This window comes from Janthinobacterium rivuli (assembly GCF_009208735.1).
GTDB lineage: Bacteria > Pseudomonadota > Gammaproteobacteria > Burkholderiales > Burkholderiaceae_D > Janthinobacterium.
Genome location: NZ_WFLJ01000007.1, coordinates 210264 through 231198, shown reverse-complemented (window position 1 = coordinate 231198; position 20935 = coordinate 210264). Strand labels below are relative to the sequence as shown.

Below are 20935 nucleotides of genomic sequence, written 5' to 3'. Positions count from 1 at the left end.
ATTAAAATTCGATTGTCTGGCGCCTTGATCCAGACGGCGTCTTTCGGCCAGATCCCGTCTCGGATCTTTGTTCTGATCGCGTCGGGCGTGTAACCCGACTCGGTAGAGAACTTCGGTATGGTCATGTAGCGAAGCATTTCTTTTTCCTATTCTCGGAATCGGTTTGTACCGCCAAAGCAAACGCTTCGGCCTCCGTGTATTGCGGCACCTCAGCGCCTGGCTTGCGGTAATCGCGCAGTCGACAAAATTCCTTGTAATCCGCTTCCTCGGCGGGGGATGCCGTTGTCATGCTGAGCACCCGATTGGCGCGGTTGCCTTCTTGATCGCCTCAATGGCGGCCAGCGGCACGGCCCGGAACATACCCGGCCACTGGTGATCCAGCTCCACCCACGCATGCAGCTCGCCATTGCCCACGTCGCGGCGCAGGTCGTTGACGGTGCCGGCCTGGGAGCCTTCGTCGGTATCGAATGTCACGCGGTCGCCCAGGGCGATTTGCCGCGGCGAATTGGTCAGGGTGTTCAGCATTGCGGTGCTCCTTTCAGTTTGGCGGTAACGCCGCACACGCCGAAGTGGTCGAGGGCGGCCTGGATCGCGTCGCCGCTGGAAGCGGCAATCGCGGCGTATTCAAAGCGTTCGGTTTGCGTGCGAACGATCACGGCATAGGTGCTCATGTGCCATTTCTTTCTTGGGGTGGGGTGTCGGGGACGATCAGCCGGGGATACGGGCAGGCGTTGACGGCCGCCCAGGCGGCAATCAGCGCTGTTTTTGCCTCGTCGGGCAGATTGGGTATGGGCGCCGCTGGCGGCGTGGCCGGGGCAGGGCGGTCGGGGTGCGTACAGTTATTTACACGAGTCCGAGGAACGGCAACCCCAACAGCCACCCCGCGCCCGCCTGTGGCCTGTACCGGCGTCCACGTATGGCGCACGGACTTGAAAACCACCCCAATCAGGTCGCTGCAGCGCACGCCGTAGGGCGTGGTGCGCAGCGTTTCGCCGTAGCGGCCGATGACGGTCTTTTCGTCCTTGGCCAGCGTGACGACCAGTTCCTTGCGCGGCACCAGGGCGCCGCCCTGGGCCCGCAGGTATTCGGCCCAGCAGGCGCGCTTTTCGCCGTCGATCTTTTGCACGGCGTCCCAGGCGCGGCGCATGGCGGCCGGGGCTTCGTTGAGCATGCTTGCCTCGATGCGGCGCAGTTCGCGCCAGACCGTGACGGGCGCGCCGCCCCATTGCTGGAATTGGCGGATGCCCCAGCACGCGGCCCAGGACTCGACGCGTGCCGATGGCGTCAGTTCGACATCGCCTTCGGTGTCGGCCGTGACGACATAGCCTTCCTTGGTCTTGTGCTCGGCCACGCCGTCGATGTTCTTGGCCACGTACTTGGCGATGTAGCCGGCGGCGCTGCCCTTGGCCCAGTCGATGCGTTTCACGTCCAGGCGGCGCGCGAAGGCGCCCGGTTCGCCACGGTCCACGCGCCAGGCGTAGCGCTTCATGATGCGGATGGCGCGGCCGGCCACGTCCTGCAGGTGGGCCGTCTTGTATTTCGCGGTGGGGCGAACGAACAGCAGCAGATGCCAATGCGGGCAACCATCGTGATGCGGCTCGGCGATGCGAAAGCCGTACAGGCCGATGCCACGACGCGCCAGTGCGGAGCGGCACAGCGATGTCATCTTGCCCAAATACGCATTGGCCTCGCGCGGCGTGGAACCGTCGAATTTGTCGTTGGGCTTGCCGCTGTGCTGCATGGCGTGAAAGCGAGACGGGCACGTCCAGGTGATGAAAATGCCCTGGTCGCCGCACTCGCGGGCGATCTGCTCAAAGCCGTTGATGCGCAACATCAGCTCGCCCCGGCGGATTGCCTTGTTGGCGGTCGTTTTCTCGGCCAGCTCGGCGATGCTGAATTGCTGGCCGTTTTCGTTTTGCACCAGGGTGGCGGCCAGCGCCGCCGCGTTGCGGCGGTTTTGCGCCAGGCGCGACAGCACGGCGTCGTTGCTGGCGTAGGGTTCGCCGCGATAGTTCACGTAGCCCAGGCGGATATTGCCGGCTTCAAAGGCGCGCTTGACGCGCTTGCGCAACTGGCGGCGCCACCAGCGGGCGTCCACCAGGCGGGCGATGGTGTCGGCCAGCGCATCGAACTCGGGCAGCTCGATGCCATACGAGGCGCATTCGTCGGCCATGATCTGCAGGGCATGCGTGTCTGACACGGCCATCCACAGCATTTTGGTGACGCCATCGGCCGCACGCTCGGCAGTGGCCACGATGTCGGCGTCGCTTTGCGACAGGTCCACGCCGGCCGGCACGTACTGTTCGGCAAATTCGCGCACAAAGCTGGTGGCGACGGATTCATAGACCTTGTACCAGGACGACCAGGCCATCTTGGCCATGGCGGCCGTGATGACGCGGTTGCGCCACTTGAACGGGATGCGGGCCAACTCGGGCGCGAACTGGGCGGATCGCAAAAAGGCTTCGTGACGCTGCGGGGCCGGCAGCAGGATTTGTTTAGATTGCATTCAACAGTCTTTCGTACACACGGATAGCGGCGGAGGTGGCGGCGCGCAGCTCGATGCGCTCTTCCTCGGTAAATGAATGGATGGGCGATTCCCAGCGGTCAGCGTCCATGCCGGCGGCGATCAGCACGGAGCGGCGCGCGCCACGCGGCGACAATCCCCAGGCTTGGGCCATGAAGGGCGCCAGGTTGCGCGGCTTGATGTTGCGTAGCTGGGCCTTGGCTTCGGCGATGGCGGCCAGCGCATGCCCGGCGCCTGGTGGCGTCGGCATGTCCTTGTCGCGCGCGGCCAGAATCTCGGCGGCAGGCTGGAAGGACAGGTGATTGTCGATAAGGGACGCCGGCATGGTTCAGTCCTTGATGGCGCCGATGGCCCGCAGCACGTCGGGGGCAATGACAATAAGGAGCGTCAGCAGCCAGATGCCGCAGGTTTTGGCCAGGCGCAGCATCAGCGTGCCCCTGGCTTGAGAAAGTGTTCTGCCCAGTACGGGAGCGTGTGCGATGCGCCGCAGCAGTGCCGGGAACCCGCTTCATTGGCGAAAATGTAGTTCAACTCGATGGGCAGCTTGCCGACCAGGGCGCGTTGTTTGGCTGGCGCGAAAAAGCCGTCACGCTCCAGTGCCTGCGCATCGCTGACGATGAAGGTCAGATTGGCCGCGCCGTAGGCGTGATAGGTCTTGGCAATCTCATGGATGTGGGCGGTCAGCGCCGCGATGCCGATGCCCGCGCTGGCTTGCAGCAGAAAACACGTCGGCGCCACGGGAACAATACAATTTTGCAAGCTTGGGCGGATCGTGCTTGATGCCATGGATTTGTCGGCATGACGGGTGGCGTGCAGCGTGTTTTCCATCGGTTTTCCTTATTTCAGGTTGAACGAATCCCGCACGCTCAAAAGGGAGCGCTGCAGGGCACAGCAAAAGAGGGGGAGTTAAAGCGGCCGGGCTACGGCGGCGCGAGGATCGGGATAGTCATCAGCAGCCCGCAGTCAGATCCAGGGCCAGCTGGCTGGTGGCCGCAGTACGTGCATGCTGGGACATCGGGATGCGGATATCTGGCTTGGGCATGGCGGACAGCGAGAGGGTGCGCAGCACTTCCAGGCCAGCCACGAAGGAGTGCCCGCAGTCCGGGTTCTGGCACATATAGGTGATTTCCTTGAACATGGCAGACATCGTGCGGCTTTTGACGGCGCGGACTGTGTATTCGCAATGCGGGCAGGGCAGGCCGATGACTCTCATTTCAGCTTTCTTTCCACTTGGTAAAGGGCGCGACCGCGACCCGTCATGTTTTTCGACTGTATGCGTAAGCGCGATTTGACGAGCCATTCGGCCGCCTGATCGATACTTGCCAGCCCCTGGCGTTGGCGCACGAGTTCCAGCACCGCGCGCTCTTCGTCATTGAGGTTAATTTGATGGTCTGGCATTTTCTGTAACTTTAGAGTTGCTCAAAAGTGACTCGGTTTAAACGCTGCGACGCTGTACGCTGTCGATAGTCGCGTCATCCAAGGCGATCACGGCCAAGGCTTCACGCATCACGATCTGGCGCACCAGTACCGCAAGCTCTTCGCCCTGGTAGTTGGCGATCGAGGAAACGAGCTGGTGCTCGTAATCGTCCAGGCGCAGCATGACGCGGTGGCTGCGGATACGTTTTGCATCGGGGTACATGACGTTGTCCTTAGTGGGTGGGTTTGGAGGCGAGTTCGCGCTTGTAGTCGGCGAGGCCGCGCAGGATCAGGAAGCGGAGGAACCAGGCACGGGAACGTTCAAGTTTCTTTGCATAACCCTCGACCTCGTCCACCTCATCAGGCGTCAGGCGGACACCGAGTGGCCGTGAAGTGACGCCCTTGGCAGTACGTCCGACTTTTGACAAATTATTCATAATGTTATGATCTGTAATCGCTACGGAATGGCGTAAATATATCACTCATTTGAGTGATTTGGAAAGGTATTTGTACTCAAATGAAGTATTTTTTTGATCGTCTCAAGGAAGAACGGAAGCGCCTCGGCCTCAATCAGGATGAGTTTGCCGCTCTTGGTGGAGTAAAAAAGGGAGCTCAGTTCAATTATGAAAATGGTTCCCGTACACCAGATTCGGACTACCTGGCGGCCGTTGCTGCGGCTGGAGTTGATGTGCTGTATTTGTTGACAGGAGAACATGCACTGTCAGCGTTGCCTGAGGACGAGCGTGAACTGTTGACTGGCTATCGAAGTATGGACGTTCGCGGGAAAGCAGGCGTACTTGGGATGATTAGCGGCATGCGCTCGCCACCGCCCCCGGCATCCCAATTGGGGAACGCCCCACACGTTGAAACCCACGGCAAAATTGGGCAAAATTTCGTGGGCAATATCATTGGGCCGCAAACTTTTAATGTAGCCGGCAGCGGACGAAAAAAGGAAAAATAGTCTGCAAATGATTTATCTTCTTATGCATATTGTAATTGCTGCTTGTTTGTTCTGCATAATTTCAGCAACTGAAATCCTAGCAAGATAGCACTTGGGGCAGAAAAATCGAACGGAGTAGTTCATAGACGATTTCACGCCCTTTTCTGCACCCTGACGAATGCCATAGATGATCGCCTTCACATAAATTTTTTTCTACATTTACTACACATTTTTTTCGAAGAAGATGCCGAATAACCCAAGTGATGTCATCACGCTCGGTGTGCACTGTTATATATTAAAGAGAAAAATCTATGGATGGTTTTCACGACTTTGACGGTCCAAAGTTGCCAAGGGCACGCATTGGTGTTTTTCGAGGGAAACCACCAAAATTGGTGGCGAAAATTTCCATACAAGTGTTCGCTGATAGCAAAACGGAACTTAGTTTGTCGGACGATTCAGGCGAGGTATCGCAAATTCTCAGCCATTTCGAACCCGATCCGTTACCCATTCAAAATTGTTCCCCGGCGGAAACAATTGTAGGAGTGGTGAGGCGCTTGAGAGAAAGGCTCGCCGAGGCTGAATTGCAGGTTCAGGATCTACCACTTGCAGACATGGAAATTAGTTTTCAATTTGACGTAAAGCGCGGCATCGCTCTGGGCAAGCATAGATCATTGCATGAGCAAGAGAGCATGAGCGGAGATATACAAAAGAATATTTTTGATGCCATTGCAAGTATTTTCACTGAGCCCGCCAATGCTCTTGCATCCAAGGTAAATGAATTCGCTTCACAAGGAGAGCACCAAGCTGCGGTAGACGCCGTGATGTTGGCCCGAGAGGAAGGCCTTTCTTTTCTTTCTAAGCCACCGATGGCTCTTCTTGACGCATTGTGCTTAATCGATATATCTTGCCTGGACTATAACGCGAGGTTGTGTGTCTGCGAGTCGCGAATAGCTGTTGCGACTCAACTAGGTAAATACGATGTTGCTGAAACTGACGCTCGCGAACTCTTGCTCGATAAGAATTGGTGTAATGGCAAAAAACGGATCTCTTTAGAAAACATTATCGCGATCGCCGCAAATGGGAGAGGTGAGTCCGAAACTGCATTGTCAATTTGGCGTAGACTTTCTGCAACGGAGAAAGTAGAGGCTGTCGAACGGGCTTGGATATGGAGAAACATAAGCTTGGCCCTTCCATATGACGATCTAGAAGCGAGGCAAGCTGCACGGTCATCTGTCGACGCTTTTCTCGAAGCAGGAGATAAAATCGAGGCGGCGACTAGCCTTATGCAATTATCTTATTTGTTAGAACATGAAGGTCCAAGCGCAGCGTTAGAACAACTTGATGCAATGTTGGAAATTGTTGACCAGAATGGTTTGATTGGTACTGAACTCCGCGCTGCGCTGCATCACGCACGAGGAAATCGGTATCGAGAACTACAAGATTGGAAGGCTGCAATGGAAGAGGCAGAGCGTGCCATTGCTCTGCGGGAAAATGTATTGGGAGCTGAAGAGATGTTGATCTCTTCGTTACATTTGGCTTCACAAGCGGCGAGAAATATGGGCTTGCTCGGCCGCTCTGAGAATTTTGATTTAGAGGCGAAGAAATACGAGGTTTCCAAATCGCCGATTTATTATAGCTTAGTCAGAAAGATTCTAGGTCAGTTTGAAAGTTTCACTTTGGAAACTGCTGAGTCTTTGCTTGAAGAAGCGCGTTCTTTGAATAACATAAGTTTAATTTGCGGCATTCAAATACTTATAGCCACTCATAATCCGCTATTCACTGTAACAGATAGGCTTGGAATGCTTGAGGGGTTATTGCGTGAGCTGGAGAACAGAGTTGGCTCAGAGAACGAAAAAAACCCTGTGATGATCGCTATTGCAACAGTTTTGCACAGCGATGGTCAATATATGAGAGCTGCCTCGTGGTTTCGGAAAATTCTTCTTGATAAGCCGCTCGACGTTGCTGCGAGAGATATGTTAATCGATTGTCTCTGGAAGTCGAATGACTGGAACGGGGCTGCGGTGTTCCTAAAAGAACAAATTCGGAGGAGCGGTGAGCTTCCAGGTTTGATGTATGCATATGGCCGCTCTTTGGTTGAATTAGGTGATAATAATACTGCGATATTAGTCCTAACTAAAACTGTGAAGATTTCCAAGGGTAACGAAAAATTTCTTAAGCTAGTTATCGAATTGCGAGAACGCGCCTTGGACGGCGGTGGGACAATGCCATCAGTTTCGCAAGATTCCCCTACCATTCACCACGTTGGCCGCAAGGAGTTAGAAGAAGCACTTCTTGATTACGCGAAGTTTATTGCTTCCGATAAACGGATGATGTTCTGGAAGTACAACCGCGATCAGTCTGATTATGAGTGGACTTTGCGACCTGAAAAACTAGCACAGGACTTTCTCCATGCGTTTCTCAAGGCTCGTTTCCGCGATCGAATCTCCATATTTGAAGAATTGGCAACAGGTGCCGGACGCTTAGATATTCTGCTGAAATTTGATGGGGGGCTATCGTCGATCATTGAGCTAAAGATGTGCGGCTTCGGTTACTCCAGTACGTATGCGGCCTCAGGAGAGGAGCAAATCCTTCACTATATGAAAAATCGATCGTGCCACCTTGGATATCTAGTGGTCCACGATTCCCGCCTAGATCAATTTTCATCCGCATTGCTCGTGCCAGAAAGGGACAGCAAAAACTCTGTATGGGAGATATTCATTGACGTTCGACCTCGATTTCGGAAAGAGAAAGGCTTCCCCACTTCTACAGACGACAATCCAGTTAGCGGATAACTCCTCGCACCAATTGAATCTGTTACTTGTGCGTACTTTTTAATTGCTACGAATTGCCGCTACGATGCATAAGGGAGCACTGAGTGAGCGCAAATGGCCCACATTCATGGTTCATTTGCGCCCACTACTACTTGCTTGATCGTCGTGGCTCTTCGCTGTTCTCTCGGATGATGTCCCGTACTTCCTCAATATGCTTCCAAGTATGCAGCGCCGCCCGCTTCGCGGCCTGCTTGCTCTTGTAAAGATGCTCCAGCGTCTTGAGCGTACCCTTGGCGCCAGCCTGCTCCTGTCCCGCCTTTTTCTTCTTCGCCGCCACGTCCTTCCACTTGGCCACCACGCCTGTGATACCTTCGTCCGGGTCTTTCTCTTCCTCGCGCTCCGCCTCGACCGCCTCCGTCTTTGTTTCAAACTCCACGCGCGTGGTAAAACCGTTGCCGCCTAGGCTGTGCGTGACCTTGACCGATAACCACTCGGTGGCGTCGATCTCGGGCTTGAAACCCTTCACGGTTACGGGCGATTGCGGGAACACGGCCGGGTTGCCCAGGGCCAGGCTCATTTCAAAGGTGGCCAGGCCGCGCAGGATGCGCTGCCATTCGGCCACGGCCGCCGCGCGCGCGTCTGTCTCGTTGGCGAAGGTGGTGCGCAGGCGCTTGCTGTTGCCGGGCACGCCGGCCACGACGCTGCGGCGACGGGCGTAGCGCTCGTCATGCCAGAAGGCACGCACGCCCGTATAGGCGTCGCTCTCGGCGCTGTGGTAGCGGTGGCCGTCGCCCAGGGCGCGCGTGATGGGGATGACGGGCAGCGCCTTGCCGCTGGCGGTGCGGCTCTGGTTGATGGGGATGAAGAGCAGGGTGTCGTTCTTGACGGTGGCCACCGCGTCGTATTTCCTGCCCAGCCGGCGCAGGAAGGCCGCATCGCTTTCGTGGGTCTGGTCGATGTGCTCGACGGCGGTATCGCGCAGGCGCGCCGACACGCCCGACGCCAGCTCGTTGCGGAAGGCAATCGCCTCGATGATGGCGCCCAGGGTGGTCTTGTGAAAGCTGTGTTCCTGCTGCTGTTTGAAGGTGTCGATCAGGTTGGCCGACCTGGCGCGCAGCGTAATGGTGTCGGGCGCACCGCTGTGCTCCACCTCGTCGACGGTGAACTTGCCCATATCCACCAGACCGGTGGCTTGCCATCCCAGCGCCAGGGCGATCTGCGCGCCGCGCGGCGGCAGGGCCAGCTTGCCGTCGCTGTCATCCAGGGAAATGTCGAGCTGGTCGCTCTCGTCGCCACGGCACAGCGTCAGGGTCAGATTGATTAGCCGCGGTGAAACGATGGCCGTCAAATCCTTGTCCTCGATGCTGACCTTGAAGGCGGGGATATGCTCGCTCATTTGAACTTGTCCGCCGCGCTGCCGATGGCGCCGCTGATGCCGCCGCCGATCTTGTCTTTCATCTCGCTGACCACGCCGCCGTATTTCGACGTGATGCCGCCGACGACATTACCCACCACGCTGCCCACGGCATTCTTGGCCGCGCCGGCAATGCTGCTGGTCATGCCGTCGATGCTGAGCATGTTTTTCAGGTCGCCGATGTCGCCCAGGCCCACCATGGCCAGCACGCCATCGTCGTCGCGCTTGAGCGCAATCGAGAACTCGACGCGGCGCGCGCCACCGCTGCCGTCCAGGATGGTGCGGCCCTCGGTCATGCTCGTGATGCGGTACGAGCCGAGTATGCGGCCCGTGCCCTGGATCAAAATCCACGATTTACCGGTGTCGGCCATCATGCGCAGCGCATCGAGCGAATACAGGGAGCCGGTCAGTTCCGGCGCCACCCAGCCCGACAAGGTAATCGTGTCGTCCCCCGGCCCCACATACTGGTGCGCGTCGCGCAGGCCCACGCGCGCCGTGCTGGCGTGCTTCCATTCCGTTTGCCGCTGCAGCTCGTGATAGGCCAGCGTCGGCAGGCTGAAGACGAACATTCCTAAAATCATCATCATGGTGTGCTTCTTTCTTAATCGTGGTCGCGCAGGGACGAGCGGATGCGTGCGGCCTTTTCGCGGTCGCGCTGCTCCATGGCCGCGTACACGGCGCGGGCGATGGCCTGCGGATCGGAACCGGCTTGCGCCTGGATCGTGATTTCGATCTTGTCACCCTGAATGCTCAATCCAGCGCCGAACCCGCCTTGTGACAGCGGCGCGCGCGTGTCGAAGGCGCTGGCAGGCAGGGCGGTAGCCGTGCCGATGGCGATGCCGGCGCCCAGTTGCGTCAGGCGCTGCGCCAGGCCGGATACCTTGGCAATGGGCGCGCCCTCGCTGCGGTCCAGGCCCACGGCCAGGCCTTGCATGGTGTAGTCGCCGAGCTGGGCAAACACGCGGCTCGGGCTGTGGATGCCCAGCTTTTCCTTGAACCAGGCAATGGTGCTGGAACCGGCATTGCTGATGGCATCCTTGACGGCGCCCATGGAACCGGTGATGCCGTTGACGAGGCCGCGCAGGATGTTGGCGCCAAACTCTGTGAACTGGGCCGGCAGCTTGATGCCGAACCAGCTCATGACGCCCGCGAACGCCTGGTAAAACACGCCGACGGGTGACCAGTTGATAATCAGGGCCGTGATGCTGCCCATACCGCCAGCGCAGACGGTGCGCAAGCGCGACCAGATGTCGGCAAAGAAGGCGGAAATGGGCGCCCAGGATGCGGTGATGCGCTGCAAGATGCTGGCGCCGAAGTCGGTGAACTTGGCCGGCAGTGCGATACCGAACCAGCCCAGCACGCCCGCGAAGGCGCGATAGAACAGGCCGAGTGGCGACCAGTTGACGATCAGGGCGCTGACGCCGCCGATGCCGCCGGCAAACGCTGTTTTGACGTGCGACCAGACGCCGGTAAAGAAACCCTTGATCGGCTCCCAATATTTATAGATCAGGTAGGCAGCGCCGGCGATGGCCGTGATGGCGATGCCAATAGGGTTCATCAGGAGCGCGCGGCCCAGCCACAACACGGCACGGCCCGCCCACATGAAGGCGCCGCCCAGGCCGCGCAGGATGGGCGTGAGCACGCCGCCCGTCACGCCCATCTTGGCGAACATGACGTGCAGCATGGCATACGGGCCGATCATGGCGGCAATGCCCAGCATCAGCGGACCAAGCACCAACAGTATGCCGGCAAGGATGGCAAAGCCAGCGATCATGATCTTGGCCACGGTGGGGTTGCGCTCCATGAAGCCGTTCAGGCGCGTCATCGCGGCAATCGCCATTTCCAGCCCCTGCGTGTACAGCGGCAGAATTTTTTCGCCCATGACAAGTTTCAGGTCGGAAACCTTGGCGAGTGCTTCCCGTTCCGCACCGGCCCCCAGGCCACGCGCACGGTCGTGCAGGCTGTCCATCCCCTCCGAATTCTGGTTCAGGCGTTCGCTCTTGCGGATCTGCACGCGCTGGTCGACCATGCGCATCAGGAAGGCGGCGCCGTTGCTGTTGGAAACCAGGGCGCCGATCTTGCTGTTGATCTCGTCCTTGTCAGTGATGCCCTTGGCCGCCAGCTTGGGCAGGAACACTTTTTCAATCCAGTCGAGCGGGCTTTTCTGGAACATTTCCCCTTCCAGGAGCGCACCGGCCTGGATGTACTTGATCTGCCCCACCTTGTCATACTTGATGTGCTTGCCGCTCAACAGGCCCAGGCTTTGCATTTCCCTGGCCGCGCGCTGCGTGCCCTTGCCCTGGTAAATGTTGTTGTACAGGGATCGCCAGCCCACGCCCGCAGTCGAGCCGCCCAATTCCTGCAGCATGGGTTCCATCTGATTGAAGAAGGCATTGTCGTTCAGGCCTTTGCCGGCCACACCGCTGCGGATCGTAAATTGCCGCCAGTCTTCGCCACCGACCCGCCCGCCCGTGGCCGCGATCACTTTTTGCACGCGGTCGGCATCGCTCTTGAAGGCCTCGACCGACCCGGCATTGCCGCGCAGTTCGATAACCTTTTGCATGGCGAACAGTTGCGCGTTGCGCTCGCCGGCCGATTCCGGGTAGAGCGTATCGTTGATGAACTTCATCTTCGACATGGTGGGCAGGGCCATTTCGGCATGGTGGCCATCGGCAAAGATCGAGATGGAATCGCGGATCATTTCCGTCTTTTCCAGCTGGCTGACGCCATACGTCTTGAGTTCTTTCGCAAAAGCAATCGCGTGCTCTTTTTCTTTGGCCGTGCGCGTGCCCAGCGCACGGATGCGCGCCGTCTCGATTTCGTAGTGTTTCGCTTCGTGCAATCCCTTGACGACGGGCGCGGCGACCATGGCGCCGGTGGCTGTTGCGCCGGCGCCCGCCATGGCAATGCTGCCCGCTTTGCTGCGCAGCTTGTCGGCGTGCTGGGTGGCGTTGGTGACGCGTTGCTGTTTGGCGGCGGAGGCGGCCAGGCGCTTTTGTTGCGACGCCAGCTCAACGTTCGTCAGCTGGATGCTGTTCTTGAGCCACTCCTGGGCCTTGCCCAGTTGGCGCGTGTCGATGCCGGCCTCCTTGAGGCTGGCGCGCAGGGCGCGGAATTGCTGGCTCTGTTCTCGGCCTTTCAGCGTCAATGCCTGCGTGACCTTCGTCGCCGCCTTCAAATCACGCGTCATGGCGCGTGTAGGAGACTCGGTCTGTTTTATGCTTGCGGCCAGCTCTTTTACTTTTTTTTGAGCTTCTTTCAGCTCAACCCCCGTTGTTCGAATACCGCTATGCAGTTCGCGGAATTTCCCCAGGTTTCTCTGCTGGGTGTTCAGTTCGCGCAAGCGGTCGCTGGTGGCCTTCAAGGCCTTGGCCGTGTCGCTGGAGCCGCCCATGATTTTTTTCAGCGGGCCGGTAATCTTGTCCAGTGCCGCAAATACCACCTGTAATTTCAGATCCCGACCAGCCATCTATTCCGCTCCGCTTCGTTGCCTGGCGCGTTCGCGCCAGGCCATCAGTTCATCAATCGTAAAACCGTCCATCGCTGCCGGCGTCCAGTGGAAGACGCCGGCAATGTCGGCCATGGCGTCTTCTACTTCGCCGGGGATACCGAAAGGCGATCGGCTTTGCTCGCCAAAAAACCGGCAACCTCGGCGCCCACGGCCAGCAGGTCGGCCGGGTCCATGTTGGCGACGTCGTGCGCGGTCAGGGTCGGCTCGGTGATGCGCGGCAGCACGATCTGCAGGGCCGACACGTTCAGGTTGGCCAGCTCGATCAGGGAAATGCCGCGCAGGGCGCCCGCCTTGGGCTTGCGCACGGTCAGCGCGGTGATGAAGCTGTCGCCGCGTTTGATCGGCTCGTCCAGTTCGATGACGGATTGATTGTTGTTTTCGGTGTTCATGGTGTTGTCCTTGTGTGTGGGTGGTGACTAAAAAAGGGATTACAGGCCGCTGGCCTTGCGGATGGCCGCATTGGTATCGGTGCCGCCGATGTTCTCGATGCCGCTCATGAAGTCCAGTTCGATGACGGTGGCACCGTCGATCAGCAGCTTGTAATAGCTGCAGGCCATCGTGTATTTATGGGTGGTGTCGTCGCCCATCTTGGCGCCGCCCATATCGATTTCCTTATAGCGGCCGCGCACGACGACCTCGACGGCGGCGACGTTGCCGTCCTCGTCGTTCTGGTAGGCGCCGGCAAAGCGCAGCATGACGGCACCGTGCGCATGCGCGCCGTACTGTTTCAGTGCTTCGGCGATCAGACCGCCTGCGCTCCATTCCAGCGACAGCGCCTCGTTGCCGAAGTCCACGGATACCGGACCGCTCATGCCGCCGGCGCGGTACTCTTCCATCTTGCGGCTCAGTTTCGGCAAGGTGATTTCAGGCACCATGCCCATGAACAGCACGCCGTTTTGAAAGACGTTGAATTGCTTGAGTTTGTGGGGCATGCCCATAGTGTTCTCCAGTGGTCAGTTGCGCCCGCGCGTGGCGGGCACGGGGATGGTTAAGCCGCGATGCGCGAGGCGAAGTCGGCCAGGTAGCGGTCGGTAATGCGCTGCTGGAAGCGCAGGTTTTCCAGCGGCGGCACGGGCGTATAGTCGTAGTCGATGGCCAGCTTGCCCGCCTTGAGCGTGTCCTTGTCGTTGTACTGCTCGTCATACCAGGCGTGTCCGTCGATGATGTAGCCCTGCAATTTCAGGTCGCGGAACTTGGCGTTGATGCTCTCCAGCATGTCGCGCACCAGGGACGGATGCAGGGGCAGGTCGACAAAGGAGAAATGCGCTTCGGCGATGGTGTCGGCCAGCACCTGGGCCGTGCGCGTGTAGTTCTCGAAATAGAAGAAGCCGCCCGGCGCCTCGCAGGTGCGCGAACCCCAGAAGCGATAGCCGCCCATGTTAATCAGGGTGGTCACTTCCTTGGCGTTGAGCACGCCGGCGTCAGTGGCCGGGTCTTGCAGATCGAAAAACACATCCTGGGTCAAGCCGGTGGGGCCGTTGACGACGACGTTCGACAGCGTCTTGTGCCAGCCTGTTTCCTCATCGATCTTGGCGCGCAGGCCCATGGCGTAGGCCACGGCGGAAATGCTCGCCTCCTCGTCGGTGGCGGTGTTCCAGTTCACAAAATCGGGCCAGATAATCATGACCTCGCGCTGGCCGAACTGGCCGCGATAGGCGGTGGCGGCAACCACGTTGCTGCAGCCATACGCGGAGGCGTACACGAAGCTGCGCAGTTGCTGCGCCACGCTGGCCAGGGCGTTGGTGACGGCTTTGGTGTCCAGGCCCGGCGCGCCCAGGATGCGCGGCTTCACGCCGAGCTTGCTTTGCGCGGCCAGCAATGCTTTCACGCCCAGGTACTTGCCGTTCGGCGATACGCCGCCCACCACGTTGCTGGTGGTGTCCGCTTCCGTCTCGCCCTCGGCCACGCGCACGACGATGGTCAGGGGTTTTGTTTGCGCGGCAATCGCCTCCAGCGCACGGTACAGGGTGCCCGTCTTGCCGGCCTTGCCCATGGCGGCCAGCACGTTGGTGACGAGCACGGGCGTGTCGAGCGGAAAGGCCGCCGGGTCGGCATCGTCGGCCGTGGCGATCAGGCCCAGCACGGCCGTGGACACGGTGCGGATGGGGCGCGAACCCTCGTTGATTTCAATGACGCGCACGCCATGGTGGTAGTCGGTAGCCATTTGGCTCTCCTGGTAGAAAAGAAGTTTCGGGTGGTTACTGCAGGTTTTCGGTAAAGGCGCGCTGCGCCTCTTCCGGCAGGGTGGCGGCGATCCGCGCGTATTCGTCGGCAATGGCCAGGCGCAGCGCATCGAGGTCGTCGGCCGCCAGCACGCCGGCGCAGGTGGTGATGTCGAGCAGGCGCAGGCGCGCGGCTGATATTGCCTCGACGCTAGCGCTGTCGCCATTGGCCAGCGCCGCAAAGCCGATGCCGGCCAGGCGGTTCAGGATCGTGTCGCGTGTCTTGCGTGTCGTTTCCAGGTGGCGCTCGGCGAGGACGGAAAAGGGCGCACTGGCGCGCTGCCGGGCCACCGGGTTGCCGGCGGCGTCGGCGACGATATCGAACCCCTGCGCCTGGGCGGCAAAGAGCGCGTCATAGTGCTCTGGTGTCACTTCGCGGGCGTCGTCAGGGATCGCCAGGTCCACGATGCTGGTATCGAAAAAGCCGCAGCAGGAGGGGGAGAAGAGCTTCATGATTTACCTTCCAATTGCCAGAATACAGACGGGATTGATATAGAAATTGCCTGCTGCATCGCGCAGGGACACGGAACAATTGAAGCGCGACGGACTGGCGACGCCCACGTTGGCGATTTCACCACCAGGGATAGAGCCGGTTCCCCAAGCCGCCAGGCAGACGGACGGGAAACCCGTGGGAAAGGCAAATACGGACGGTCCAGTATTTGAGGTGGTCATATAGCCCCACTGCAGCAGCAAGCCGCTGGGCAGGCGTTGATGGCCATTGCTGCCTAAGGAGGCAACGAATGAGGAGGCATACTTGAGTTGGGCTGTGCCTGCCAAGGCCAGCCAGGCGCCGTCCGAGATTTTGACCAAGATCAGCGAGTCGCCGTCGTTGAGTTCCAGCGACGACAGCGCGTTGTTGGCATTGCTGGCCACGATGACCTGGCCCGCTTGGCCGCGCACGATGACAGGTAGCAGGCTCTGCGAGACGATTTCCAGCGTGGCGCCTCCTGGTATGCCCGCCAGCGACGGCAAGGTCAGAGTGGCAACCTCCGCGCCTTGCACGAACAGCACCTTGCCGATGTCGGCCGCCGCAATGGCGTAGGATGCGCTCAACGTGCGCACGCCGCTGCGATTGCCCAGGGCGCGCTGCACGGCCGCCATGTTGGCTAGCCCGGTCGATGCGTCGAACTGCTGCGGCGTGCTCGTTTCCGTCAAGCACGGCAAGACCGTCGTGCCATCGCAATACAGCGCCTGCGTTTGTCCTTGGCCGATGGCCAGGCCACTGCCGTTTGCCGTCTTGAATGTCAGAGTGAAAGCGCCCGTGGTCTTGTTGCGCACCGTCCAGCTACGCGCCGCTGCCGGCACGATGACGTTGATATTGCCCGTCAGCGCCCCCGTGAAATGGAGCACGTCGGCCTGCGCTTCCGCCTCGGTAAGCACCACGTCCACCTTGCCGGCCACGGACTTGCTCAACATGGCCAGCTCTTTCGGTTTGTATTGCGGGTGCGGGTCGGGGGCGACCAGGTGCTGGGCCAGCAGCGTGTCGGCATAGGCGTGGGCCTCGGCGCGCACGTCGATATCCTGCTCGTCGGCATAGCGGCGCGTGGCCAGCACCACGGACGGATCGATTTTCAACTCGATGGCGGCCGTGCTGGCGACGATCAGCACCACGCGCACCACTTGCGTGCGGCCGCTGCCTTCGACCATCAGGGGTTTGTAGCTGGGCGGGCAATTGGCGACGGCGCACAGGTCGCCGGCCTCGTCGTAGATGCCGATTTCGCGCAGCCACCAGCCGCCCACGTCTTCGGGCAAGACTTGCTCGACGATGATCTGGCTGGCGTTGGCCGGGTCGATGGCAAGCTGGTTCAGGTCGGCGCGGCGCACTTCATGCACGAGCGCCTTTTGCAAGCGGTCCGGAATCGGCAGGGCGCCGTTGCCGTCACCCACGCCCATTTTTTTCAGTTTCAGGGTTTGGCCCAGGGCGATGGCATTGGCCAGTTTGGCCTCGCCCACCTGCGTCAGAATGGCAAAGTATGTGCTCATGGATAGATGGTCATGGTGTCAATGGTATGGGGTGCGCCGCCTTGTACCAGCTTGCCGCGCACTTCGATTTCTTCGGCGATCCACGGATAAACCGTCATCGCATCGCCGTGATAGGCGGCCAGACCGATCTGCACCTGGCCACGGGTTTCCAGATACAGCGCCAGGCCCGTCAAATGCCGGCTGACGGGCTTGGCGTCGGCAATCAGGCGTTCCATTTCCTGAAACATGGCGTCGGTGATGCCGGTATCGAGCACGCCGACGTCAAGGCGGAAGGTACCCGGCACGCCCGGCGGCGTGGTCTGCCACCATTCAGTGATGCGGATCAAATAGCCCAGGGACTCGACCACGCGGCGCACGGCGGCAATCGTGCCCTTGTGCTTGTGGATGAAATAGGCCGCCTTGATGGTGCCGCGCTTGGTCGATTCGGGCCAGGCATCGTCCCAGCGGTCAACCGAACACGCCCAGGCCAGGAATGGGAGCAAGGCAACGGGACAGCGGTCGGCGTTCCACAGGTCGCGCAGCGGCACGGGCACGTTGACCAGTTCTGCGCAGGCCACGGCAATGGCGCGTTCCAGCGCCGTGGTGTTGGGCGGCAGGGTCGGCACAGTCCTATTCATCGAGCACCACCACATTCAATTTGATGGCGGTGCAGCGCGCGGCTTGGGTGGCGTCCAGTTCGATGTCCGCCGCCGGGCTGGTCAAGACGACTTTGCGCACGCCTTCGACGTGGACGGCCGCGCTGCAGGCGGACCGGTAGATGCTGTGCCCCAGCGGGCGACGCGGCTGCGACACGCGCGCGGCGTTGGCTTGGGCGGCGTCCAGCAGAATCGGCACTTCCGGGCCAACGCCGATAAACAGGGTGGCCTCGATCTGGTAGTCGATGACCTGGGCGGCTTGTACCGTCAGGCGGTCGCCCAGGGGGCGCACTTCCTCGGCGTTGAGCGCGCGCGCCACAGTGGCCAGCAGCGCGGCGTCGGCGATGCCCGTGTCGTTGTTGGCCAGCACCGTGACGATGACGTGCGCCGGCGCGGGGCTGGTGGCGCTCGCGTCCTTGACCTGGCCATCAGCGCTGCGGGCGTGGAATTCGTAGGAGGCTTTCGGGCCGGCCACGGACAGGCCGTCCGGCGCTTCCTGGATGCGCAGGCGGTAGGCATCGTTGTCTTCCATGACAGCGGCCATGGGCGGCAGGGCGTTGAGATTGGCCGGCGTGATGGTCAGGCGCGCCACGTTGACGTTGGCGCCCAGTTGGTCCAGGTCGCCATCGAGGGCAAACGCCAGCATGACGGCCTTGCCCGCCTCGTTGACGCGGTTGCGCAAGATGGTTTCCTGATACGCGTTTTCTTCCAGCAGCTTGGTGGCCGGCTCCGATTCCAGCTCCAGCAGGGCCGTGACGGCGGCGCGCTCGGCTTCCGGCAGCAGGCTGACCAGGTGGGCTTTGCGTGTGGCGAGGATGGTTTCGAAGTCCAGCACCTCGACCACGCTGGGCGCCGGCAACTGGGTCAGGTCGATGGGCGTGCTCATACGCTGCCGCCTTGCTTGACGGGCACGGACAGGGTGATGCCCTGGCCATTCGCCGTACCGTCGAGCAGCAGCGCGATGGCGCCGTCCGTGTCGCGCGTGAGCTGCACGCTGGACAGTTGCAAACGCGGCTCCCAGCGGCGTAAGGAAAAGGCGGTGGCTGCGTAGATGCGCAATTGCGTGGCACTGTTCAGGGGCTGATCGATCAGTTCGGGCACTTCCGAACCATAGCGGCGGCGCCGGATGCGCGAGCCGATGGGCGTCGTAATAATGTCGGTCACGGACTGGCACAGGTGGCCCAGGCCCGTCAGGCTGCGCCCGGTGGTGGCGTGCATGCCCATCATGGCAATGGCCCCTCTGACTGGTCGCCGCCGGCTTTGACGCCGCCGTGCGGGTGCTTGAGCAAGCTGATGACGCCGGCCAGCACGTCCTCGCTGGCCTTGATCGTCCCTTGCACAGCCATGGCCACGCCGCCAGCGGCGCCAGCCTTTGCGTTCACGCCGCCGTTCAGGGCGGTGGCGCCGTTGACGATCAGGTTTTTCATGACGGTCAGATCGCCCGTGCAGATGGTGCTCGGTGCGTCGGACGTGACCTTGTCGGCCGTGATGGTGGCGGTGCCGCCGGGGAGTAGGGCTGTCAGGGCATGGGCCGCGTGGTCGTACTGCACCACGGCGCCGTCGGGGTAGTGCGTGGTGTGGATGCTGTCGCTGGTTTCGGGCGCGTCAAATTCCTGCGAGTACAGCGCCGGCAGGATGATGCCGCGCGTCAGCTCGCCGCCAGGGGAAAAGACGATGACCTGTTCGCCGATGGTCGGCGCCGACCAGGTGCGTGTGCTGCCGGCGCGTGGCGTGGCCCATTTTAGCCATTCAGTGGTGAGCGTCGGCCCGAGCCGTACGCGCGCCTTGGCCCCCTTGACCTCGGCAATGGTGCCCAGGCGGATCAGGTTTTGTAGCAAGCGGAGGAGGTCGGACAGGTCGGCGTTCATGCAGTGCATGTTGCCGAAGTCCGCGTGCGGATGCACGCGGGGGCGGGTTGATATGCTGCTTAGTGGCTACGGCTCTCCTTGATGCACTGATTCAGATGGCTGTAAGGACGCTTTTGCTCTAAAGCGGAAGTTTGGCTACAAGGAATTTTTTACCTGACGCGGAGATAGTCGGCCCCCACAGCTTTTGCGCAAGCCCGGTTGCGTGGAATGCTAGATTATGGCTTGGTTAAACCACGACGTGTTTTCATTTGCTGGAATTTTGGACGCATGTAGTAAATCAACTCCATGATTGCCTGAAGAAAATCCAAGGCCTCCTCCGCATCTTGGCGGGAAATCGGTTCATCAGTTGCGTGCGCACCAAAATTTCTAATAACGCGTAATTCGTTTGCCCACTCATAGATTTCTTGGCTGATCGCGCCGTCCTTATGCATGGTCTGCAGGCCAGCAAACATGGACTTCGGCTTAGGGTCGTAATCCTTTGTTACCGCCTCAAGCGTTCGACCGACCATCGTTACACAAGCAATCCACGACTTTGCTCCCTCGCATTTAACAGCCTCCTCGTACGAGGTACGCACGACAGGTGGAAGCAGAAAGCCTACATGACGGTCATGTGGTGGATACAACCGATAGTAAAAATCACTCTCGAAGCCATCGCCTACGTCTTCACGGAGAAATATCGCAGGCTTATTGCATGCATCACACTTTGCGAACGTGTGCTCTTCAGGCGGGACTTCTTCAGGAAGAAGGTGTACCTGCAATGGATGGAAATTGGTGTGCTTTTCACACTGGTCGCAGTAGTAGATCAAGACTTCTCCAATTGGAACGGTTGCCTCTGCCGAACTCGGCAGAGGATATTCAGCACAGCAGCTTGGTCGGCAGCAAAGCTCACAAATTTTCATTCAAGACAAAAACGTGTGATTGCTGGTATTTGCGATTGCCTGTATCTTCTTTTGAACTTTACTCACGTTCAACGGCGGATTTCGCCCCAAACTAGACGCCACCGCAGCGGCCGATTGACGTGAGCAATTGGTACTGAATCTTTCAAACGATGGTCCGCGTCTGATGCAGCGCATTGTACGTTCTGGAGGGCCATTATGATTGATCGAACAGATTGCTGTTGATTGGGCATTGCTAGGCAAACGCCCTGGTCGTGCGGCCCGGTCAACTACTCGGCATCGAAGAAGCGCTGTCCCCCGGCATGCTCCGCGGCGACATACTTAAACCTGCTTTCGTGGAGCATCACGTCTCGGGTATTCACGAAGTTATTCGGATATATGGCTAAATAACTTTGGTACAGCGCATTTGAAGTCTCGGAATTGTGGTCGGCCAACTCCTTCACTTTCTCCTGTGAGTACCCTTTCACAGCCTGTGCGATGAATTCCTCTGCGACGTCAAGATTGGCACCTAAGCACCGTTTCGGTTTGCCACTATGGTCTTCCATGAACTTCCTCTCATCGTAGGTGAAAAGCAATCAGAATGTCGCATTAGATTGAACAATCGCTCGTGACCGATTGCCGCACTAGAGGATAGCGGTTTGCTAAGCGGAAAAAATCACACATTGTCACGCTATAACGAATGGTTGCTCTTAGCCCATAGCGGTAATTCGTACAGATGTGGCGAAAGTGATAATTTATATCAGTTTAAGTTCGAA

General features: G+C 59.6%; 27 protein-coding genes. 2 read left to right on the top strand and 25 right to left on the bottom strand.

Annotated features, from left to right (window positions below; all coding sequences use genetic code 11):
* Nucleotides 1-121: 121 nt before the first annotated feature.
* The 10 genes from GCN78_RS29295 to GCN78_RS11540 all read right to left on the bottom strand — a co-directional run bounded on the left by GCN78_RS29295 (nucleotide 122) and on the right by GCN78_RS11540 (nucleotide 4377).
* Nucleotides 122-289, bottom strand: a complete 168-nt coding sequence (locus GCN78_RS29295; RefSeq protein WP_193316697.1) for a hypothetical protein — start codon at nucleotides 287-289, stop codon at nucleotides 122-124.
* The gene (locus tag GCN78_RS11575) at nucleotides 286-525 is read right to left on the bottom strand and encodes a hypothetical protein (protein ID WP_152251833.1); all 240 of its coding nucleotides are present in this window, start codon (nucleotides 523-525) and stop codon (nucleotides 286-288) included. The genes GCN78_RS29295 and GCN78_RS11575 overlap by 4 nt, the downstream gene beginning before the upstream one ends.
* Nucleotides 519-671, bottom strand: coding sequence for a hypothetical protein (locus GCN78_RS29290; protein ID WP_162995787.1), 153 nt, complete (start codon nucleotides 669-671; stop codon nucleotides 519-521). The genes GCN78_RS11575 and GCN78_RS29290 overlap by 7 nt, the downstream gene beginning before the upstream one ends.
* Nucleotides 668-2506, bottom strand: a complete 1839-nt coding sequence (locus GCN78_RS11570; protein WP_152251832.1) for a replication endonuclease — start codon at nucleotides 2504-2506, stop codon at nucleotides 668-670. The genes GCN78_RS29290 and GCN78_RS11570 overlap by 4 nt, the downstream gene beginning before the upstream one ends.
* On the bottom strand, nucleotides 2496-2849 hold the full coding sequence (locus tag GCN78_RS29625) for a hypothetical protein (RefSeq protein ID WP_226939583.1): 354 nt from the start codon (nucleotides 2847-2849) through the stop codon (nucleotides 2496-2498). Before GCN78_RS29625 ends, GCN78_RS11570 begins: the two co-directional genes overlap by 11 nt.
* Nucleotides 2850-2950: 101 nt before the next feature.
* Nucleotides 2951-3352, bottom strand: a complete 402-nt coding sequence (locus GCN78_RS11560; RefSeq protein ID WP_152251831.1) for a hypothetical protein — start codon at nucleotides 3350-3352, stop codon at nucleotides 2951-2953.
* 121 nt (nucleotides 3353-3473) lie between these two features.
* Nucleotides 3474-3737, bottom strand: a complete 264-nt coding sequence (locus GCN78_RS11555) for an Ogr/Delta-like zinc finger protein (RefSeq protein ID WP_071079002.1) — start codon at nucleotides 3735-3737, stop codon at nucleotides 3474-3476.
* Nucleotides 3734-3922, bottom strand: coding sequence for a hypothetical protein (locus GCN78_RS11550; RefSeq protein ID WP_046682347.1), 189 nt, complete (start codon nucleotides 3920-3922; stop codon nucleotides 3734-3736). Before GCN78_RS11550 ends, GCN78_RS11555 begins: the two co-directional genes overlap by 4 nt.
* A 37-nt stretch (nucleotides 3923-3959) precedes the next feature.
* Nucleotides 3960-4163, bottom strand: coding sequence for a hypothetical protein (locus GCN78_RS11545; protein ID WP_035820909.1), 204 nt, complete (start codon nucleotides 4161-4163; stop codon nucleotides 3960-3962).
* Nucleotides 4164-4173: 10 nt separating this feature from the next.
* Nucleotides 4174-4377, bottom strand: a complete 204-nt coding sequence (locus GCN78_RS11540; protein WP_152251830.1) for a hypothetical protein — start codon at nucleotides 4375-4377, stop codon at nucleotides 4174-4176.
* Between the two features lie 80 nt (nucleotides 4378-4457).
* Here GCN78_RS11540 and GCN78_RS11535 point away from each other — a divergent pair, with 80 nt between their 5' ends.
* Together GCN78_RS11535 and GCN78_RS11530 are read left to right on the top strand one after the other, a co-directional pair.
* On the top strand, nucleotides 4458-4901 hold the full coding sequence (locus GCN78_RS11535; protein ID WP_152251829.1) for a helix-turn-helix domain-containing protein: 444 nt from the start codon (nucleotides 4458-4460) through the stop codon (nucleotides 4899-4901).
* Between the two features lie 290 nt (nucleotides 4902-5191).
* Entirely contained in the window at nucleotides 5192-7672 is a 2481-nt protein-coding gene (locus GCN78_RS11530) for a tetratricopeptide repeat protein (protein ID WP_152251828.1), read from the top strand.
* Nucleotides 7673-7799: 127 nt separating this feature from the next.
* On the opposite strand, the gene GCN78_RS11525 is transcribed toward GCN78_RS11530, so the two are convergent.
* The 15 genes from GCN78_RS11525 to GCN78_RS11455 form a co-directional block, all read right to left on the bottom strand.
* On the bottom strand, nucleotides 7800-9047 hold the full coding sequence (locus GCN78_RS11525; RefSeq protein ID WP_152251827.1) for a phage late control D family protein: 1248 nt from the start codon (nucleotides 9045-9047) through the stop codon (nucleotides 7800-7802).
* Entirely contained in the window at nucleotides 9044-9652 is a 609-nt protein-coding gene (locus GCN78_RS11520; RefSeq protein WP_070221759.1) for a phage tail protein, read from the bottom strand. The genes GCN78_RS11525 and GCN78_RS11520 overlap by 4 nt, the downstream gene beginning before the upstream one ends.
* Nucleotides 9653-9666: 14 nt before the next feature.
* Nucleotides 9667-12534 (bottom strand): phage tail tape measure protein, encoded by a 2868-nt coding sequence (locus GCN78_RS11515; RefSeq protein WP_152251826.1) that lies wholly within the window; start codon nucleotides 12532-12534, stop codon nucleotides 9667-9669.
* The gene (locus GCN78_RS11510) at nucleotides 12535-12648 is read right to left on the bottom strand and encodes a GpE family phage tail protein (protein ID WP_071650284.1); all 114 of its coding nucleotides are present in this window, start codon (nucleotides 12646-12648) and stop codon (nucleotides 12535-12537) included. It abuts the gene before it with no gap.
* Between the two features lie 8 nt (nucleotides 12649-12656).
* Nucleotides 12657-12965, bottom strand: a complete 309-nt coding sequence (locus GCN78_RS11505) for a phage tail assembly protein (protein WP_152251825.1) — start codon at nucleotides 12963-12965, stop codon at nucleotides 12657-12659.
* 39 nt (nucleotides 12966-13004) lie between these two features.
* A complete protein-coding gene (locus GCN78_RS11500) occupies nucleotides 13005-13514 on the bottom strand; it encodes a phage major tail tube protein (protein ID WP_152251824.1) in 510 nt (169 codons plus the stop codon).
* A 50-nt stretch (nucleotides 13515-13564) separates the two neighbouring features.
* Nucleotides 13565-14740: a phage tail sheath protein gene (locus tag GCN78_RS11495; RefSeq protein WP_152251823.1), complete on the bottom strand. Its 1176-nt coding sequence runs from the start codon at nucleotides 14738-14740 to the stop codon at nucleotides 13565-13567.
* 34 nt (nucleotides 14741-14774) lie between these two features.
* On the bottom strand, nucleotides 14775-15251 hold the full coding sequence (locus GCN78_RS11490; protein ID WP_152251822.1) for a hypothetical protein: 477 nt from the start codon (nucleotides 15249-15251) through the stop codon (nucleotides 14775-14777).
* 3 nt (nucleotides 15252-15254) lie between these two features.
* Nucleotides 15255-16781, bottom strand: a complete 1527-nt coding sequence (locus GCN78_RS11485) for a phage tail protein (RefSeq protein WP_152251821.1) — start codon at nucleotides 16779-16781, stop codon at nucleotides 15255-15257.
* Entirely contained in the window at nucleotides 16778-17398 is a 621-nt protein-coding gene (locus tag GCN78_RS11480; protein WP_193316696.1) for a phage tail protein I, read from the bottom strand. The genes GCN78_RS11485 and GCN78_RS11480 overlap by 4 nt, the downstream gene beginning before the upstream one ends.
* Complete coding sequence (locus GCN78_RS11475; protein WP_152251820.1) at nucleotides 17391-18302, bottom strand: baseplate assembly protein; 912 nt, start codon at nucleotides 18300-18302, stop codon at nucleotides 17391-17393. Before GCN78_RS11475 ends, GCN78_RS11480 begins: the two co-directional genes overlap by 8 nt.
* Nucleotides 18299-18643 carry a GPW/gp25 family protein gene (locus tag GCN78_RS11470; protein ID WP_152251819.1) on the bottom strand — a complete coding sequence of 115 codons (345 nt, stop codon included), beginning with the start codon at nucleotides 18641-18643 and terminating at the stop codon, nucleotides 18299-18301. The genes GCN78_RS11475 and GCN78_RS11470 overlap by 4 nt, the downstream gene beginning before the upstream one ends.
* Nucleotides 18640-19284: a phage baseplate assembly protein V gene (locus GCN78_RS11465; protein WP_152251818.1), complete on the bottom strand. Its 645-nt coding sequence runs from the start codon at nucleotides 19282-19284 to the stop codon at nucleotides 18640-18642. Before GCN78_RS11465 ends, GCN78_RS11470 begins: the two co-directional genes overlap by 4 nt.
* 215 nt (nucleotides 19285-19499) lie before the next feature.
* Nucleotides 19500-20090: a DUF4145 domain-containing protein gene (locus GCN78_RS11460; RefSeq protein ID WP_193316695.1), complete on the bottom strand. Its 591-nt coding sequence runs from the start codon at nucleotides 20088-20090 to the stop codon at nucleotides 19500-19502.
* Nucleotides 20091-20449: 359 nt separating this feature from the next.
* A complete protein-coding gene (locus tag GCN78_RS11455) occupies nucleotides 20450-20725 on the bottom strand; it encodes a hypothetical protein (RefSeq protein WP_152251816.1) in 276 nt (91 codons plus the stop codon).
* Between the last annotated feature and the right edge of the window lie 210 nt (nucleotides 20726-20935).

Excerpts from the sequence above, each read along its gene's own strand:
- GCN78_RS29295 (WP_193316697.1), bottom strand. The coding sequence starts at position 289 with ATGACAACGGCATCCCCCGCCGAGGAAGCGGATTACAAGGAATTTTGT.
- GCN78_RS11575 (WP_152251833.1), bottom strand. The coding sequence starts at position 525 with ATGCTGAACACCCTGACCAATTCGCCGCGGCAAATCGCCCTGGGCGAC.
- GCN78_RS29290 (WP_162995787.1), bottom strand. The coding sequence starts at position 671 with ATGAGCACCTATGCCGTGATCGTTCGCACGCAAACCGAACGCTTTGAA.
- GCN78_RS11570 (WP_152251832.1), bottom strand. The coding sequence starts at position 2,506 with ATGCAATCTAAACAAATCCTGCTGCCGGCCCCGCAGCGTCACGAAGCC.
- GCN78_RS29625 (WP_226939583.1), bottom strand. The coding sequence starts at position 2,849 with ATGCCGGCGTCCCTTATCGACAATCACCTGTCCTTCCAGCCTGCCGCC.
- GCN78_RS11560 (WP_152251831.1), bottom strand. The coding sequence starts at position 3,352 with ATGGAAAACACGCTGCACGCCACCCGTCATGCCGACAAATCCATGGCA.
- GCN78_RS11555 (WP_071079002.1), bottom strand. The coding sequence starts at position 3,737 with ATGAGAGTCATCGGCCTGCCCTGCCCGCATTGCGAATACACAGTCCGC.
- GCN78_RS11550 (WP_046682347.1), bottom strand. The coding sequence starts at position 3,922 with ATGCCAGACCATCAAATTAACCTCAATGACGAAGAGCGCGCGGTGCTG.
- GCN78_RS11545 (WP_035820909.1), bottom strand. The coding sequence starts at position 4,163 with ATGTACCCCGATGCAAAACGTATCCGCAGCCACCGCGTCATGCTGCGC.
- GCN78_RS11540 (WP_152251830.1), bottom strand. The coding sequence starts at position 4,377 with ATGAATAATTTGTCAAAAGTCGGACGTACTGCCAAGGGCGTCACTTCA.
- GCN78_RS11535 (WP_152251829.1), top strand. The coding sequence starts at position 4,458 with ATGAAGTATTTTTTTGATCGTCTCAAGGAAGAACGGAAGCGCCTCGGC.
- GCN78_RS11530 (WP_152251828.1), top strand. The coding sequence starts at position 5,192 with ATGGATGGTTTTCACGACTTTGACGGTCCAAAGTTGCCAAGGGCACGC.
- GCN78_RS11525 (WP_152251827.1), bottom strand. The coding sequence starts at position 9,047 with ATGAGCGAGCATATCCCCGCCTTCAAGGTCAGCATCGAGGACAAGGAT.
- GCN78_RS11520 (WP_070221759.1), bottom strand. The coding sequence starts at position 9,652 with ATGATGATGATTTTAGGAATGTTCGTCTTCAGCCTGCCGACGCTGGCC.
- GCN78_RS11515 (WP_152251826.1), bottom strand. The coding sequence starts at position 12,534 with ATGGCTGGTCGGGATCTGAAATTACAGGTGGTATTTGCGGCACTGGAC.
- GCN78_RS11510 (WP_071650284.1), bottom strand. The coding sequence starts at position 12,648 with ATGGCCGACATTGCCGGCGTCTTCCACTGGACGCCGGCAGCGATGGAC.
- GCN78_RS11505 (WP_152251825.1), bottom strand. The coding sequence starts at position 12,965 with ATGAACACCGAAAACAACAATCAATCCGTCATCGAACTGGACGAGCCG.
- GCN78_RS11500 (WP_152251824.1), bottom strand. The coding sequence starts at position 13,514 with ATGGGCATGCCCCACAAACTCAAGCAATTCAACGTCTTTCAAAACGGC.
- GCN78_RS11495 (WP_152251823.1), bottom strand. The coding sequence starts at position 14,740 with ATGGCTACCGACTACCACCATGGCGTGCGCGTCATTGAAATCAACGAG.
- GCN78_RS11490 (WP_152251822.1), bottom strand. The coding sequence starts at position 15,251 with ATGAAGCTCTTCTCCCCCTCCTGCTGCGGCTTTTTCGATACCAGCATC.
- GCN78_RS11485 (WP_152251821.1), bottom strand. The coding sequence starts at position 16,781 with ATGAGCACATACTTTGCCATTCTGACGCAGGTGGGCGAGGCCAAACTG.
- GCN78_RS11480 (WP_193316696.1), bottom strand. The coding sequence starts at position 17,398 with ATGAATAGGACTGTGCCGACCCTGCCGCCCAACACCACGGCGCTGGAA.
- GCN78_RS11475 (WP_152251820.1), bottom strand. The coding sequence starts at position 18,302 with ATGAGCACGCCCATCGACCTGACCCAGTTGCCGGCGCCCAGCGTGGTC.
- GCN78_RS11470 (WP_152251819.1), bottom strand. The coding sequence starts at position 18,643 with ATGATGGGCATGCACGCCACCACCGGGCGCAGCCTGACGGGCCTGGGC.
- GCN78_RS11465 (WP_152251818.1), bottom strand. The coding sequence starts at position 19,284 with ATGAACGCCGACCTGTCCGACCTCCTCCGCTTGCTACAAAACCTGATC.
- GCN78_RS11455 (WP_152251816.1), bottom strand. The coding sequence starts at position 20,725 with ATGGAAGACCATAGTGGCAAACCGAAACGGTGCTTAGGTGCCAATCTT.